The sequence below is a fragment of the Paenarthrobacter aurescens genome, assembly GCF_025421775.1.
Lineage (GTDB): Bacteria > Actinomycetota > Actinomycetes > Actinomycetales > Micrococcaceae > Arthrobacter > Arthrobacter aurescens_B.
This window is the reverse complement of sequence record NZ_JAOEFX010000001.1, coordinates 571,654-586,020: the sequence shown is the minus strand read 5'-3', so window position 1 is coordinate 586,020 and position 14,367 is coordinate 571,654. Positions and strand designations below refer to the sequence as shown.

Below are 14,367 nucleotides of genomic sequence, written 5' to 3'. Positions count from 1 at the left end.
TCATCCATAGACATCTAATACATAACTAATATATCAAAGGCGTCTGAAACATGACGGCTTGCGACCCGGGGGAGTTGTTCAGGGCCGCTGTTCGATCAGGGTGAGCTGGGTACCGTCGGGGTCTATGAGGTATCCGGCACGAAGACCCCACGTTTGCCTACGGACCGGGTGGAGGCGTGGCATACCGGCGGTGGTCACCGGCACGCCGGTCCGGAGTATGGCGTCGTACAGCTCATCGACATCGGCCACACGCAGGCAGCACATGAAGTTGCTCGCGTACGGATCAAGGTCCGGAAATGGAAAGAACTCAAGTTGCAATCCGGCCCGGGTCAGGATCATCCAACCTTGGTCGCGGTACTGGCATACAAAACCGAAGGCACCGTAGAACAGTTCGGTCGCGTCGAAGTCCCGGGAGGGGAGATTTGGGACAGCGAGGTCGTGCTCACGGGCAGGGGACATGGACCAATGGTGGCATACGCCCTGCGCCGCCAACGGGCTGCGCCGAATTTTCGCCTCGACTACCTTTCCCCGGCGTCGTAGGCTTGCACCGGCGCTCGTCGCCGACGAGAGCGCCTGCATAGCATTATCCGGGAGAGCGCCCCCTCCTTGGAGCCGATCGTACGGTGGGGACTGCCCTTCTATGTAAAGGACGGCCAGGATGTTTGCTACATCAAGCCGGACAAGGAGTACTTAGTATTTGGCTTTGGTGAAGTTGTGAATCCCATACAGGAGGAGGGCGCACACATGCACCCGGTCGCATGGACCATAACCTCGCTGGATGAAGCGACAGAGGCCACGATTCGCGGACTCGTCGAGAAGGCGGTCTCCTAACGCGGCCCGGCGGCGGGATTGTAGTCAGTTCCCGACGGTCCGTGCCTGCTCCAGATCGGCTGCGTTCGCCAGTGCTTCGCTGAGGCTCTCCCGCTGCTCGCCGGTGAGCTTGATGGCTGCGACCTCCGCCAGCAGTTCGCCGGCCTGCGCCTGCTCGCCGAGCCGCATCGCGAGCTCGGCGGCATAGACCAGTGCTTCCACCAGCTCCGTGACCGGCGCAGAGCCGCGGAGTTTGTTCAGCGCGCTGCCCAGGATCCGTGCGGCCTGCCGGGTGTCGCCCTTGGAGTCGCCCAGCACCACCGCGTTCCGCGTTGCTTTCGCAAGCTGGCTTGAAGGTTCGTCGGTGCCAGTGTCCGCCGCGTCGGTGTTGTGGAAGATGCGGATCCAGTTGCCGCCGGGGTCCACGACTGAGAAGCCTGTGGCGTTGCCGCTGTTCTTACGCTTGCGTGGCCTGGTCATTCGTGGGATGCCGGCGACGAGCACCTTGCCGTGCACCGCTCGCATGGCAGCGGCGAAGGCTTCGTAAAGCGCCATGGTGTCTTCCACCAGGACCACACAGGAGCCGTACGACCTCTCCGGGTCGAAGCCGTCCAGCCCGAAGAATTGCAGCTGGAAGTCTTCGCGGCGGAGGCCGACGCAGGGGTAGGGCTTCGTCTGCCAGTAAGTCCGCTCAAAGCCGAGCATCTGGTAGAAGTCCGCGATCTCGTCGATGGACCGGCAAGGCAGCAGGGGAACGGTAATCTCGCCTGACATGGCGTCATCCTCACGCGTAGGAGAGCAGCAACTCTGCAAAGCGTACGGCAAACCTCCGGTGTGGCAACCTTCAACTCATCGCCAAGGACCCGTCGTGGCGGCTAGATCCATGGTGGGGCAGATGGCGTGATCCCGTTTGTGTGGGGCCCGGTTGCCGTGACGCCCGTGGTGCCGCGGCCGGTGGCCCATTCGACGACGGCGGGAAGGTGGCCGGTGATGATCGTCGGGTCCGCGGCGCTGGTGTCGCCAAACGTGAGTTCAGCGCCGTTTCCGGCAGTGTTGGTCGCCTTGATCAGGAGCCCGGTGTCGGTGCCACGGGTTTTCCAGGCGCCGGTGATGTCTTTGAGTAGTCGTTCGAGGACGGGGGCGGGGATGTCAGAGAAGTTAGCGCCGTTGTCCAGGTCCACGGCATGGATCCAGACTTCGCGGGTGCGCATCCACACTGTTTCGGAGGCGGGGACGGTTCTGCCTTGGGCGGTGCGGACTTCGTTGGCCCAGTTCGCGTCCGGGAGATCGCGCCATTCGACGGACAGGTGCACGGCGGAATGGTCGAACAGGTTCCGCAACGCGATGGGCGAGAGGGTCGCGCCGAAGTTGATCTCGTGGTTCCGGGCCTCGGGAGAGGGATACATGGGCGTTTCAACACCAGTGGCAGCCCATTCGACCAAGCGGGCGATCGCGCGGGCGTTGTATCCCACGTGCGCCACCACATGGCGGCGGGTCCAGTCCGGAAGGAGGGTGCCGCCGTCGAGCTCTGCATCGGTGAGTTCGTTGAGTTTGCGGGCGAAGAACGCGGTGCCCCGCCGGGCCTGCAGGAGGTCTTCCTGCAGGCCCGGATCGGTGGTGAGGTCGTGGCGGGCTGCCATCAGGCTTCCTTGACCACGCGGTTGGTCAGCTGGCCCAGACCCTCGATGCTGGTGACCAGGAGCTGGCCTTCCTGCAGGTACCTTTTGGGGTCCTGGGCGTGGCCGACGCCGCCGGGGGTGCCGGTCGCGATCACGTCGCCCGGGTTCAGGGTGATGATGGTGGAGATGTAGGAGACCAGGAATTCGGGGGTGAAGACGAGGTCGCCGGTGGGGGTGGACTGCTGGATTTCCCCGTCCACCTCGGAGGTCATGAGCGGCCCGGCGGTGAATTCGTCCTGGGTGACCAGGGCCGGGCCGAACGGGGTGGAGTTCTCCCAGGTTTTGCCCTGGAGCCACTGGATGGTGCGGAACTGGTAGTCGCGCATGCTGATGTCGTTCAGGACCGCGTACCCGGCGATGTGGTCTTTCGCGTCGGCCTCGGGGATCCGACGGCCCTTCTTGCCGATGATCACGGCGAGTTCGGCTTCCCAGTCCACGGTGTCCGATTCCTGCGGCAGGGCGAGGTCATCGTTCGGGCCGATCAACGACTCGGTGTACTTCGCGAACAGGGTGGGGTGCTCGGGGATTTCCCGGCCCATTTCCTTGATGTGGTTGGGTAGTTGTGGCCGACGCAGATGATCTTCCCCGGCGCGGGCACGACGGCGGCCAGGTCCGCGCCGTCGAGGGCGTGCGTTGCGCCGTTGGCCGCCTTCGCGGTGGTTTCCCAGGCGGGGTCCGCCAGCAGGGCGCCGACATCGGCGAAGCCGGGGATCTCTGTCAGGGTGCCGCCGTCCTGGCGGACGGCCTTGGTTCCTTCAGCGGTGCGGATGGTCAGGAGTCTCATTTACTTGGGTCCTTCGGTGTAGCTGCGGTTGAAGTTCAGTCGTTCAAAGATGGGGGCGTCGCTGAAACGGAACAGATCGAATTCCGTGTCCGCGTGCAGGGACCATTCCTGCCAGGACGGGACCACGAACAAGTCGCCCTTGGCCAGCTGTTTGGTGTCGCCGTTGATCACCACCGTGCCGGTGCCCTCGAAGACCTGCCAGACACTGGAACCAACCTCGCGGAGCGGTTCGGTGGTGGCGCCGGGCCGGAGTCGGTGGAACTCGGCCCGGATGGTGGGCATGACGTCCCCGCCGGTGGTCGGGTTCGAGTACCGGATGGCGGCGTGGCCCTGGGACACCGTGGCCGGGTGGCCTTCGTCCTCCAGCAACAACTGCTCACGCAGGGCTGCGTCGGTGTGTTCCCAGCGATAGGCAGCGATGGGGGAATTGGTGGTGTCATCCAGCCCGGACAGTGGGCGGAGGCCGGGGTGGGCCCAGAGCCGTTCGGAACGGGAGATGTCCGGGGTCGCTTCGTCAGTGACACGTTCGGTGCCGAACTCGAAGAACCCGGCATCGGCATAATGCACGAACGGGATGTCCAGCCCGTCGATCCAGGCCATGGGCTGGTCAGTGTCATTGTGGTGGCCGTGGAAGTTCCAGCCCGGGGTCAACAGGAAATCACCACGGCGCATCGCCACCGGATCCCCGTTCACCACCGTCCACACACCTTCACCTTCGACGACGAAACGGAACGCGTTCTGGGAATGCCGGTGCTCCGGAGCAACCTCGTGCGGGCCCAGGTACTGGATCGCAGCCCACAACGTCGGAGTGGCATACGGCGTACCAGCCAGGCCCGGGTTGGCCAGGGCAATGGCCCGCCGTTCCCCACCGCGCCCTACAGGAACAAGATCACCGGCGCGTGCGGCCAACGGGTACAAATCGTTCCAGCGCCACACATGCGGGACGGCCTTCGGCGTGGGAACCATCGGCATCAGATCACCGATCTCCGTCCACAACGGGATCAAGTTCTCCCGATCGAAATCCTTATAGAGCTGCTCCAACTGGGCAGCTTCCTCCGCAGTCGGCTCCGGCACAACATGCGCGGCGGCCACAGATTCATGAGTTGGGTTCTCGGCGCTGATGGACACGGGGACTCCTCGATAGGGTGCGAACAGTTTTTGGCGTAGTTCGACCCTATGGATGGCCCGCCGGGAGTCAGAGGAATTTCTGCTGTACAGAATTCTAGAGTGCGTTGCGGGGTCCGTTATGCGCGGAAAGGTGCGTGAATGGGGCGCAGAGCGGGCCTCGCAACGCGGAGGTGGTGCGTTGTGAGGCCACCTAGGCTCCTTCGGCCGGGTTGGCCGCGATGTCCACTTCCAGCTGGCGGCAGGTTGCACGCAAGGTAGCCACCAAACCGGCGTCGAACACCTTACGGAAGCGCGTGGCTGGAGTGGCGACACTGAGTGCGCCAACCACCTGCCCGTGCCGGTTGTGGAGCGCCATCCCGAGTGCGCTGACGCCCTCCTCCGTACCCTCAAAATTGGCAGCGAATCCGTTTCCCCGGATGCTGTCCAGCTCGCGCAGAAAGGCCGGGTAGTCAGAAGCCTGGATCGTGTCGCCGCCGATCTCCGCATTGTGGCCCCGGAACAGTTGCTCGATCATGCCGGGTTCGAGTTCGGCCAGCATCGCTTTGCCGCCGGACGTCTTATCGGCCCGCATGACAGTCCCTTGCCTATCACCGATCCGGAGTACATTGCTGCCTTCCACGGTGGCGAGGAAGCGGACTTTGGTGCCCACCCGGACCATGAGGTTGACAGTCTCATCCAGACGCGAGGATAAGAGTTCCATATGGGGTTGGGCGAGGTCGCGCAGTTGCCGGGTCCAGCTTAGTCCCGCCGGGCCAACTCCCATGGCAGGGCCAGGAACGTATCGGCGGTTCTCGTCCTGCACGGCAAAGCCCCGGTACACCAGCATCGCCAGCAGTCGGTGGGCAGTGGAGGGCGCGACACCAAGCTCTGCCGCCGCGTCCTTGAGGCGGAGTGCGCCGCCATCGCGGAGGAGTTGGAGGAGCTGCAGGGCGTTGTCCACGGCTTCGATGGAATACGTGGGCCGCTTCTGCGCTGGTTTCCGGGTGGGGTCTGGTTTCCGGCTTGGTTGTGACGCTGGGCTGTTCTGCACAACAGAATTATATGGCCCCCCGAGTACTCTTCATCTGACAGTGGTGGGATGAATCACACACTTCCCGCTGCAGCGTCGCAAGGGTCATCCTCCGGAACCGGCACCGTTGATGTTCCCGCAGGCAGCAGCTCTCCGCGGTTCTCCAAACGCTCGGCACTCGCCGTGCTGGTGTGCTGGCTGCTGGTGGTCTTCGACGGCTACGACCTCATTGTGTACGGCACCGTCCAGGCTTCCCTGATTGCTGAAACCGGCTGGGGCCTGACCAAGGCAACCGCAGGGACCATTGGCTCCATGGCGTTCCTCGGCATGATGATCGGAGCCATTTTTGCCGGTCGCATGGCCGATTCCTGGGGGCGGCGCAAAACCATCCTCGGTTGCGCGATCCTCTTTTCGGTCTTCACCATCCTCTGTGCGTTCGCTCCCAACGCGGCCGTGTTCGGTGCTCTGCGGCTGCTCGCCGGCATCGGACTCGGAGGTTTGGTGCCTTCGGCGAACGCATTGGTCGCGGAGCTGGTTCCCACCAAGTGGCGGTCCACCATTGCCACGCTCATGATGTCCGGTGTCCCCATCGGTGGATCCCTCGCCGCCCTGGTGGGCATCCCGCTCATTCCCGCCTTCGGATGGCAGGCCATGTTCCTGGTGGCCGTGCTGGCGTTGGTCATCGTGGTGCCGCTGGGTTTGAAGTACATTCCGGAGACGCTGACGCCAGGGTCCATGAAGAGTGGTCAGTCCAAGAACTCCGCAGGTTTCCGCAGCTTGCTCCGCGCACCCTACCTGGGCATCAGCATCCTCTTTGCCCTTGCCACCATAGCCACCCTGTTCGCTTGGTATGGCCTGGGCACATGGTTACCCAACCTGATGCAGCTGGCGGGCTACAACCTGGGCTCGGCGCTGACCTTCGCACTCGCACTGAACCTTGGTGCCGTTGCCGGATCGGTCATTACGGCCTGGGCGGGCACACGCTTCGGTCCAATTCCGACGGCGATAGCGGCAGCCGCCGTCGCCGCCGTCGGACTTGCCGTTCTCCTGGTCAGTCCGCCCGTCAGCGTCGTCTATCTCGCCCTGGTGCTTGCCGGCGTCGGAACCCACGGCACGCAGTGCCTCATCATCGCTGCCGTCGCCAGCCACTACCCCGACCATTTGCGGGGGACCGCCCTCGGATGGGCGCTGGGCACTGGCCGCATCGGAGCCGTCATAGCACCCCAGGTGGGTGGCTTGTTGCTGGCTGCCGGGATGGGCGTCAACTCCAACTTCCTCGCGTTCGCTGGAGCGGCCGCAATCGCAGCTTTGCTGCTGGCCGGCGTCGCAGTCAAAATCACCACCAAAGTCCCGCAAGGAGCAAACAATGTCTGAATACCCTGATTCCACCGACGTTCTGGTTGTGGGAGGGGGCATGGCCGGCCTCGCCGGAGCCTTGGCCCTCCGCGAAAACGGTGCCAACGTCACGCTCGTGGAGCGGGCGCCCGAGTTCGGTGAGGTGGGTGCCGGCCTGCAGATGGCACCGAATGCCTCGCGCATTTTGAAGAGATGGGGGCTGCTGGAGAAAGCACTCGACATCGGCGTCCAGCCCAAGCACCTGGTGTTCCGCGATGCCATCACCGGCGAAGAGCTTACGCGTCAGTCGCTCGGCGGGGAGTTTGCCGAACGCTACGGCGCCCCTTATGTGGTGATTCACCGCAGTGACTTGCACCGTGTGCTCCTTGAGGGATGTGAAGCTGCCGGGGTTAAGCTGATCAACGATGTCATGGTGAACGGCGTGGAAACCGTGAACGGCCGGGGAATAGTTCATACAGAAGCCGGCGTGGATTATGAAGCGGACGTCGTTATTGGCGCCGACGGCCTGAAGTCCACGCTTCGCCCGCTGGTGGCATCAGATGAACCCGTTTCCTCTGCGTATGTGGCGTACCGGGGAACCGTTCCCATCACATCAGAGACCCCTGCCACGGACCTCGAAGACGTTGTGGTCTACCTCGGCCCTGACTGCCACCTGGTGCAGTACCCGCTGCGCAAAGGTGAACTGCTGAATACTGTGGCTGTTTTCAAATCTCCGTCCTTTGAGCGCGGTGAAGAGCAATACGGGGGAGTTGACGAGCTGCAGGCCGCCTATAAGGATTGCGTCCCGGCGGTGCAGTCCGCGCTTGCGAACCTCGCCACCGGGATCCGCTGGCCCATGTATGATCGCGATCCGGTTGAGGACTGGGTTGCCGGGCGCATGGTCCTCATGGGCGATGCCGCCCATCCCATGCTCCAGTACCTCGCACAGGGCGCTTGCCAGGCCCTGGAGGACGCGGCCGTGCTGCAGGACGTCACCGCGGGCACCGTCTTCACAACCGACGGCATCAACCCCGCTGCTTGGGACGAGGCCTTGGCCGCTTTCAACTCCGCCCGCGCCGCACGTACCGCGAGGGTCCAGCGCACCGCCCGCGTCTGGGGTGAATCCTGGCATGTCTCCGGATTGGGCCGGACGCTGCGCAATCTGCTCTTCAAGAGCCGCAAGGATAACGACTTTCAGTACAACGATTGGCTCTACGGCCAGACAGGGGAGGGATTGCCGGCGCCGGAGGCGCCCCGGGTTGCCAGCCAGCTGCCAGCGTGACGCTGCGCGCTCAAGCCGCCTGCCGTCGTCGTGCGTTTCTTAAAGCACGACGGCGGTGGCCGCTGCTTTCCATTGGGGCCAGCTGTTCCCAAGTCGCTAGAAAAGTGGCCAGGGAACGGCCGACATCTCACCACGCGGAGTCGGAAAGCGCCCCGACGAGCGCAAACGGGCGCAGCGCGTTGCGAGAGCTTCCATTTCTTCGGTACTGAGCAAATGGGCCAAGTCCCGGCCCAGCCCACCGTCCAATCCTTCGATGACACGATCAATGCCTTCGCGTTCCCCGGTGGTGAGAGGGTCTCCCAGCCATCCCCAGAGCACCGTGCGCAGCTTGTGGTCATGGTGGAAGGTCAGCCCGTGGTCAACGCCGTGCCGGTGCCCGTCCGTCATGGCGAGAATATGGTTGCCTTTGCGGTCGGCATTGTTGACCACCGTGTCGAAGACGGCCATGCGCCTGAGCTCCGGCGAGTCTTCGTGAACCAGGGTGACCATCTGTCCGTTCTCATCCTGTCCTTCGAGAACGTGTTTCCAGCCTTCCTCCGGCACTTGGTCCGTTGCCACCAGGTCCACGGCGTGTTGGGCGGGGTCTTGCTCCTGCCAGAGCTGGACCATTCCTTCACCCAATGGACCATCGCGCAGCCAGGTGCGGGGCACGATGTCCCAACCGAAGGCCTGGGAGACCAGATAGGCAGCCACCTCACGGTGTGCCAACGTGCCATGGGGAAAGTCCCACAGCGGGCTTTCGCCTGCTATGGGCTTATAGACGACTTGCACGTCGCCGATGCTGCCCAGAAATGTAGCGTTGGAGGCCGTGGTGATCCGGCCCGTCAGCGTCAGCTCGGCGGTTAGCAGGTCCGGTGCCGGCATCAGGCGTCGGGAAGGGTGCAGGTGTGCCCGTCGGCGTCCATGGGGAAACCGCAGAGCGGGCATGTCGGACGACCGGCCCCAACGATCTCACGGGTGCGCTTGGCGAAGGCGCGGGCGGTGCCCACGGGCATTCGCACCAGCAGCATTTCGCGTTCATCAGCACCGTTTACGTCGAGTGGTTCGTCGTCGTCGTCATCAGTGGCGACATCGGTGATGGGGTAGGCCTCCAGAACAAACTGGGCCGTGGTGGGGTCCCAATCCAGGGTTATGGCGCCGGTGCGAAATTGTTCCCGAGGGGGCTCAAGCGGGTCGTTGTCGACGAGCTCAACAGGAGTGCCCGTGGGAACGCTGAAGGGGTTGCCCTCCACTGTGATGAGCTGGTCGAGGATTTCGTCGATCATGTCTGCGAGCAGAGCCGACTGCTGCTTCTCGAGGGCAATACTTACGATGTTGGCGCCGGCGCGTACCTGCAGGTAGAACGTGCGCGCTCCTGGAAGGCCAACGGTGCCAATGACAACCCGATCAGGCCAGGCAAATTCGTGAACGCGTGTAGGCATGTCAGTATCTTAGGCACATGAGGTTCATGGAGTCTTCTGCCCTGCGCCTCCACCCACTGGAGCATCGCCGGAGCGGATGCCATTCGACAGCCATGACAAATCACCCGCTTCGGTGTTGGTCGCGTAGACGCTCGGCGGATTGGCGCCATAGCGCACGATGGATACGGATGCCGGACTGACGTTAATTCGCTGGAATAGGTCAAGGTGCATGCCGAGCGCATCGGCAAGGATCGACTTGATGACGTCACCATGGCTCACGGCCACCCACACAGCCCCTGGCCCGTACTCCGCTTCGAAGGCTGCATCGTGGCGTCGGATCGCTGCCACCGCTCGAGCCTGCATTGCAGCCATTGATTCACCGCCCGGAAAGACGACGGCGGACGGTTGCGTCTGCACTACGGCCCACAGATCCTCGGTGGCGAGATCACTGAGCTTGCGTCCCTGCCACTGGCCGTAGTCGCATTCCGTGAGATCGGGCTCGACAGGTACGCGCGGCGTGCAGGCCTGACGATCGAGGATGAGCTGGGCGGTCTGCTGGCATCGCTCTAGAGGGCTGGATACCACTCCGGCTAAGGGCACGGCGGCAAGCCGGTCACCGGTCAGGGCCGCTTGTTCGCGCCCGATCTGGTCCAAGCCCACACCGACGGCCCGGCCCGCCAACAGACCAGTGGCATTTGCTGTGGTGCGGCCATGCCGTACGAGAAGAAGTGTCGCCATCCACCCAGCCTAGTCACCCCCGCATTGGTGCTGTGGACGGAAGGGGGCGACTTGGTGTGCGTGGCGACGAGAGGACCGGAAGGGCGGATCACGGTTTTAGCCGTTGACGTAGCCCATGTGCGCGGCGTTGTAGCGGTCGCCGTGGACTCCCAGGCTCCGGGCAAGGGCATCAAGGCCGGCAACCTCGTCAGCGCTGAGCGCCACGTGGGTGGCTTCGGCGTTCTCCTTGATGCGGGTAGTGCGCCGGGTGCCTGGAATGGGGACGATCCATGGGTGCTGGGCGAGTAGCCACGCCAGCGCGATTTGGGCTGGTGCCACACCTTTCACAGTAGCCAGTTCGATGACCTGCGTAACGAGGGCTTGGTTGGCTGCAAGATTTTCGTCGTTGAAGCGGGGAACATGGTTGCGGATGTCGCCCTCTGTGAAGCTGGTTGCAGGGGTCACCGTACCCGTGAGGAAGCCCTTGCCCAGGGGGCTGAAGGGGACCAGGCCGATGCCGAGTTCGGCAAGCGTTGGAAGTACCTCGGCCTCGGGGTCCCGCGTCCACAGCGAGTACTCACTTTGCAGGGCGGTGACAGGCTGCACAGCGTGGGCGCGCCGGATCGTTGCGGCGGAGGCCTCAGACAGTCCGAAGTGGCGGACTTTTCCCTCGGCGATCAGATCCCGGACGGTGCCAGCGACGTCCTCGATGGGGACGTCAGGGTCGACGCGGTGCTGGTAAAACAGATCGATAACGTCGGTTCGCAGGCGCTTGAGGGATCCTTCGGCGACGCGGCGGATTTGCTCGGGTCGGCTGTTCAGTCCGACACTTTGGCCGTTGTGGATGTCCCAGCCGAACTTGGTCGCGATCACCACCTGGTCGCGGATCGGTTCCAGTGCCTCGCCGACGAGTTCTTCATTCACATAGGGGCCGTACACCTCGGCTGTATCGAAGAAGGTGACGCCATGGTCGGTGGCGGATCGAAGCACGTCAATCATGTCCTGACGGCTGCCGGGGTTCGGCCCGTAGCTCTGGGACATGCCCATGGCACCTAGCCCGATAGCCGAGACCTCAAGGCCCTGTCCGAGAGTTCTTGTGTGCATGGTCATGCCTCCATGGTTCCGTTGTTGTATGCGTTCTTGTCATGGTCGTCGGTTACGTGTTCGAGCGAAGTAGCGGTGGACAGCGTGGCGGCCCAACTGGCAAGCAGCCGGAGGCGTTCCTGGCTGGCGGATCCAGGTGCTGCGGTGTAGATGAGCAACGACAGGCCCGGTTCTGCGGTCAGCTCCATGCCCTCGTACGTCAAGGTCAGCTCGCCTACTTCATGGTGCTGGAAGTTCTTGGTGCCCGAGCCGTGCCGCCGGACATTGTGAGCCCCCCACCGGGTTCGGAACGCGTCACTTTGGGTTGAAAGCTCGCCGATCAGATCGTGCAACCGTTTGTCGTGAGGGTCCCGGCCCGCCTCGGTGCGCAGAATCGACACAGTGATGTCGGAGGCCGCTTCCCAGCCCGGATAGAAATCCTTGGCCCGTTCGTCGAGGAAGCAGAACCGCGCCAGGTTGCCTTGCCCCGGGCCGTCAAAGACGTGGTCGTAGAACACTCGCCCCAGCGCGTTGGTGGCGAGAATGTCCATCCGGCCGTTACGAACGAACGCGGGGCCTTCAGTGATCACGTCGAGGGCACGCAGCAGGCTTTCCCTGGCCACCCAGTCCTTGGGTTTGCGCTTGCGCACTGGTTGGGAAGCGCCGTTGGCGACGCGTGACAGGTCGAAAAGGTGTTCGCGTTCAGCATCGTCCAGCTGAAGGGCTCCCGCCAGCGCATCAAGGACCGCATCGGATACTCCGGAAAGGTTGCCACGCTCGATCTTGGCGTAATACTCGACACTGACTGCGGCGAGGGTCGCAACCTCATTGCGCCTCAGGCCTGTCACCCGGCGGTGTCCCGCAACTGCCAGGCCAGCCTGCTCGGGCGTGACCTTCGCACGGCGTGACATGAGAAAGTCTCGAACTTCATTCCGGTTGTCCACAATCCCAAGGCTACGGCGTCCTGGCCAGGGGAGGGATGCCCTGCTGGTACGCCCCTCGTCAGTGACTCCCAACGGGGGATCTATCGGGGGTTCCATTGAAATATCACCGCTTTGAGGGGTGAGGAATGACGCAGGAAGAATCCACGAAAGGAACGATGATGGTTGAGAACACAACTACTGGCTGGACCGGGGGACAGAATGCGTTTGGGAACTTCGCGCCCGGAATGGTCCACTACACCGACAAAGTGCTGTTCGACGAAGTATGGGAACGCGAAGACTTGTCCAAAAGGGATCGCAGCCTGATCACCGTCGCCGCGCTAACGGCAATGGGGAAAGCCGATCAACTCACGTTCCACCTTGATTACGCACGTCAGAACGGCTTGACGGAGGAAGAACTGAAAGAAGCGATCCTCCACCTCGCTTTCTACACCGGCTGGCCCAACGGCATGAGTGCAATGACCGTCGCCAAAAAAGTCTTCAGCGAAGAGAACTAGAAGCAACGCCTGGAATCGAAATCGGCCTACGGGCTCATTCGCCATCGTCGACCGACTGGCGACGACGTCGTTCCCTTTGACCGTACGCGGCTCGAAGGATACATCTCCTGACTCGAACCGCGAGCCCAACGCACCACCGATGAGCGCCGCAGAGGGTGTCATCCACGCGACTTCGGCAAAGTCCCAAACAGTAACTGGATGGTGCGGGCTCGAGCGGTAAGTACAGCTTCACCTGACCGAGGAGGCACGCCTTCTGATCGCCGAACGCGGGCTCGATCCGATCCAGGGAGCCCGGCCGTTGTGCCGCTAAATCTCCCATGTGGTGGAGACGCAGATGGGTCGGGCACCGCTGCGCAGCAGCCTCGAGGAATGCGGAGCGATCGCGGTGACCCTATCCGGGAAACTAGCTCGTGGTTGAATACAGCACAAGGGAACTTACGGAGGCCGGAAGCACATGAACAAAGCCATCATCAAATGTCCTCATTGCGGCAAGTCGAACCGCGTTCCGGCTGCGGCCGACGGCCGGCCGCGGTGTGGGAACTGCCACCGCGATCTCCCTTGGGTGGTTGAAGCGGGCGACGACGACTTCAGCGCGATCGCCGAACGGGCCGGCGTTCCGGTGTTGGTGGACTTTTGGGCGGTGTGGTGTGGACCGTGCCGGATGGTGAGCCCCGTGCTGGACACGTTGGCACACGAACGAGCCGGGCAGATCAAGCTTGTGAAGGTTGATGTGGACCATTCGCCGCAGCTTTCCGCCAGGTTCGCGATACAGGCGGTGCCAACGTTGATGGTCATCGTTGACGGCAAGATCGTCGCGAGGCAGGCCGGCGCGGCTCCCGCGCCGGTGTTGAGAACCTGGCTGGAGGAAGCACTCGCGAAGTAGCCCGGGAGCAGCGGACGACGGCGGAAGGGGCGGCTCGCGGCATAAGGAACGGCCCGAGGCGGTCGGGTTTTGCCTGCTCCCGGGCGTCATCGGCGACGGGCTGGATTCGCCCCGGAGGGCCAAAGTCATTGACACGTGCGGCCTCCGCGACTACTTGCCTGGCACGGCTGGATGTTCGATCCAGCAGGCCAAAATGGTGGTGGACAGTTGGTAGGCCAGGGCGTTCCTGGTGATGTTCTCCGGCCCGAGAGTGGCGGCCAGGCCTGAGGCGTCCACCCGCAGGACAAAGCTGTCTTTCTGGAACACCGCGGACCCGTCGCCGGTTTCGTAGGCCGGAAAGCCGAGGCTGGCCAGGCCGGCGATGGTCTTGGCATCGTTGGCCAGGGCTTGTTCGACATCAAAGTATTCCAAGGCAGCTGTTTGGTCTGTTGCTTCCTTGACCGAGATCTTCAGGGTTCCTTCGTTCAAGTGGTAGATGCAGGTGAAGGTGGCGACGGTTACCGGGTGATGACCACGGGAACTCGAATCCTCGCCGTGGTCCGTGAAGATATCGGCGATACCTCATGGTGGGCCAGAATCCTGACGATTCTTGGATCACAGTCTGGAAGCACACAACAACGGTTCGTCGGACGAACCGGTGGTAAGACCAAGTACAAGAGTCCGACATTTTCCGTTCCCGGCTCGGTGGGACCGATCAGCCCGGAAGAGCGATGGGCACCGGGCGACGTGGTGGCCCAGCGGCCCGGTCCGAGGACCTTCGGCCCTGTTCGTGCGCCGGTAAAGACACCATCCTGAGTTCATGGAGGCCTCCCTCGTCCC

18 protein-coding genes and 1 pseudogene are annotated in these 14,367 nt (G+C 63.3%); 7 read left to right on the top strand and 12 right to left on the bottom strand.

What is annotated here, in order from left to right; translation table 11 throughout:
* Nucleotides 1–78 precede the first annotated feature (78 nt).
* On the bottom strand, nucleotides 79–459 hold the full coding sequence (locus N7568_RS02770; protein WP_261608375.1) for a bleomycin resistance protein: 381 nt from the start codon (nucleotides 457–459) through the stop codon (nucleotides 79–81).
* Nucleotides 460–573: 114 nt separating this feature from the next.
* Between N7568_RS02770 and N7568_RS02765 the strand changes: the two genes are divergently transcribed.
* Nucleotides 574–831 (top strand): DUF1801 domain-containing protein, encoded by a 258-nt coding sequence (locus N7568_RS02765; protein ID WP_261608494.1) that lies wholly within the window; start codon nucleotides 574–576, stop codon nucleotides 829–831.
* A gap of 24 nt (nucleotides 832–855) precedes the next feature.
* On the opposite strand, the gene N7568_RS02760 is transcribed toward N7568_RS02765, so the two are convergent.
* The 5 genes and pseudogenes from N7568_RS02760 to N7568_RS02740 all read right to left on the bottom strand — a co-directional run bounded on the left by N7568_RS02760 (nucleotide 856) and on the right by N7568_RS02740 (nucleotide 5,431).
* On the bottom strand, nucleotides 856–1,584 hold the full coding sequence (locus tag N7568_RS02760; protein WP_261608374.1) for a hypothetical protein: 729 nt from the start codon (nucleotides 1,582–1,584) through the stop codon (nucleotides 856–858).
* 101 nt (nucleotides 1,585–1,685) lie between these two features.
* Nucleotides 1,686–2,450, bottom strand: coding sequence for a maleylpyruvate isomerase family mycothiol-dependent enzyme (locus N7568_RS02755; protein WP_261608373.1), 765 nt, complete (start codon nucleotides 2,448–2,450; stop codon nucleotides 1,686–1,688).
* Nucleotides 2,450–3,273 (bottom strand): annotated as a pseudogene (locus N7568_RS02750) (fumarylacetoacetate hydrolase family protein). Before N7568_RS02750 ends, N7568_RS02755 begins: the two are co-directional and overlap by 1 nt.
* Nucleotides 3,274–4,401, bottom strand: coding sequence for a cupin domain-containing protein (locus N7568_RS02745; protein WP_261608372.1), 1,128 nt, complete (start codon nucleotides 4,399–4,401; stop codon nucleotides 3,274–3,276). It lies immediately after the preceding pseudogene.
* Nucleotides 4,402–4,591: 190 nt separating this feature from the next.
* Nucleotides 4,592–5,431, bottom strand: coding sequence for an IclR family transcriptional regulator (locus tag N7568_RS02740; RefSeq protein ID WP_261608371.1), 840 nt, complete (start codon nucleotides 5,429–5,431; stop codon nucleotides 4,592–4,594).
* A gap of 48 nt (nucleotides 5,432–5,479) precedes the next feature.
* Here N7568_RS02740 and N7568_RS02735 point away from each other — a divergent pair, with 48 nt between their 5' ends.
* A complete protein-coding gene (locus N7568_RS02735; protein ID WP_261608370.1) occupies nucleotides 5,480–6,784 on the top strand; it encodes an MFS transporter in 1,305 nt (434 codons plus the stop codon).
* Entirely contained in the window at nucleotides 6,777–8,027 is a 1,251-nt protein-coding gene (locus N7568_RS02730; protein WP_261608369.1) for an FAD-dependent oxidoreductase, read from the top strand. The genes N7568_RS02735 and N7568_RS02730 overlap by 8 nt, the downstream gene beginning before the upstream one ends.
* A 96-nt stretch (nucleotides 8,028–8,123) precedes the next feature.
* On the opposite strand, the gene N7568_RS02725 is transcribed toward N7568_RS02730, so the two are convergent.
* The 5 genes from N7568_RS02725 to N7568_RS02705 all read right to left on the bottom strand — a co-directional run bounded on the left by N7568_RS02725 (nucleotide 8,124) and on the right by N7568_RS02705 (nucleotide 12,171).
* The gene (locus N7568_RS02725; RefSeq protein WP_261608368.1) at nucleotides 8,124–8,891 is read right to left on the bottom strand and encodes an SCO1664 family protein; all 768 of its coding nucleotides are present in this window, start codon (nucleotides 8,889–8,891) and stop codon (nucleotides 8,124–8,126) included.
* On the bottom strand, nucleotides 8,891–9,448 hold the full coding sequence (locus N7568_RS02720) for a DUF3090 domain-containing protein (protein ID WP_261608367.1): 558 nt from the start codon (nucleotides 9,446–9,448) through the stop codon (nucleotides 8,891–8,893). The genes N7568_RS02725 and N7568_RS02720 overlap by 1 nt, the downstream gene beginning before the upstream one ends.
* A gap of 24 nt (nucleotides 9,449–9,472) precedes the next feature.
* Nucleotides 9,473–10,165 carry a histidine phosphatase family protein gene (locus tag N7568_RS02715; protein WP_261608366.1) on the bottom strand — a complete coding sequence of 231 codons (693 nt, stop codon included), beginning with the start codon at nucleotides 10,163–10,165 and terminating at the stop codon, nucleotides 9,473–9,475.
* Between the two features lie 96 nt (nucleotides 10,166–10,261).
* Nucleotides 10,262–11,248 (bottom strand): aldo/keto reductase, encoded by a 987-nt coding sequence (locus tag N7568_RS02710; RefSeq protein WP_261608365.1) that lies wholly within the window; start codon nucleotides 11,246–11,248, stop codon nucleotides 10,262–10,264.
* 2 nt (nucleotides 11,249–11,250) lie between these two features.
* Nucleotides 11,251–12,171 (bottom strand): helix-turn-helix transcriptional regulator, encoded by a 921-nt coding sequence (locus N7568_RS02705; RefSeq protein WP_261608364.1) that lies wholly within the window; start codon nucleotides 12,169–12,171, stop codon nucleotides 11,251–11,253.
* Between the two features lie 125 nt (nucleotides 12,172–12,296).
* Between N7568_RS02705 and N7568_RS02700 the strand changes: the two genes are divergently transcribed.
* The 3 genes from N7568_RS02700 (at nucleotide 12,297) to trxA (ending at nucleotide 13,548) form a co-directional block, all read left to right on the top strand.
* Nucleotides 12,297–12,665 (top strand): carboxymuconolactone decarboxylase family protein, encoded by a 369-nt coding sequence (locus tag N7568_RS02700; protein WP_261608363.1) that lies wholly within the window; start codon nucleotides 12,297–12,299, stop codon nucleotides 12,663–12,665.
* Nucleotides 12,666–12,897: 232 nt separating this feature from the next.
* Complete coding sequence (locus N7568_RS25905; RefSeq protein WP_368736504.1) at nucleotides 12,898–12,975, top strand: hypothetical protein; 78 nt, start codon at nucleotides 12,898–12,900, stop codon at nucleotides 12,973–12,975.
* A gap of 144 nt (nucleotides 12,976–13,119) precedes the next feature.
* Nucleotides 13,120–13,548: a thioredoxin gene (gene trxA / locus N7568_RS02695; RefSeq protein ID WP_261608362.1), complete on the top strand. Its 429-nt coding sequence runs from the start codon at nucleotides 13,120–13,122 to the stop codon at nucleotides 13,546–13,548.
* A gap of 150 nt (nucleotides 13,549–13,698) precedes the next feature.
* Here the strand turns inward: trxA and N7568_RS02690 are convergent, their stop codons facing one another.
* The gene (locus tag N7568_RS02690; RefSeq protein ID WP_261608361.1) at nucleotides 13,699–14,016 is read right to left on the bottom strand and encodes a hypothetical protein; all 318 of its coding nucleotides are present in this window, start codon (nucleotides 14,014–14,016) and stop codon (nucleotides 13,699–13,701) included.
* On the opposite strand from N7568_RS02690, the gene N7568_RS02685 reads away from it, so the two are divergent.
* Nucleotides 14,017–14,343, top strand: coding sequence for a hypothetical protein (locus N7568_RS02685; RefSeq protein ID WP_261608360.1), 327 nt, complete (start codon nucleotides 14,017–14,019; stop codon nucleotides 14,341–14,343). It abuts the gene before it with no gap.
* Nucleotides 14,344–14,367 lie beyond the last annotated feature (24 nt).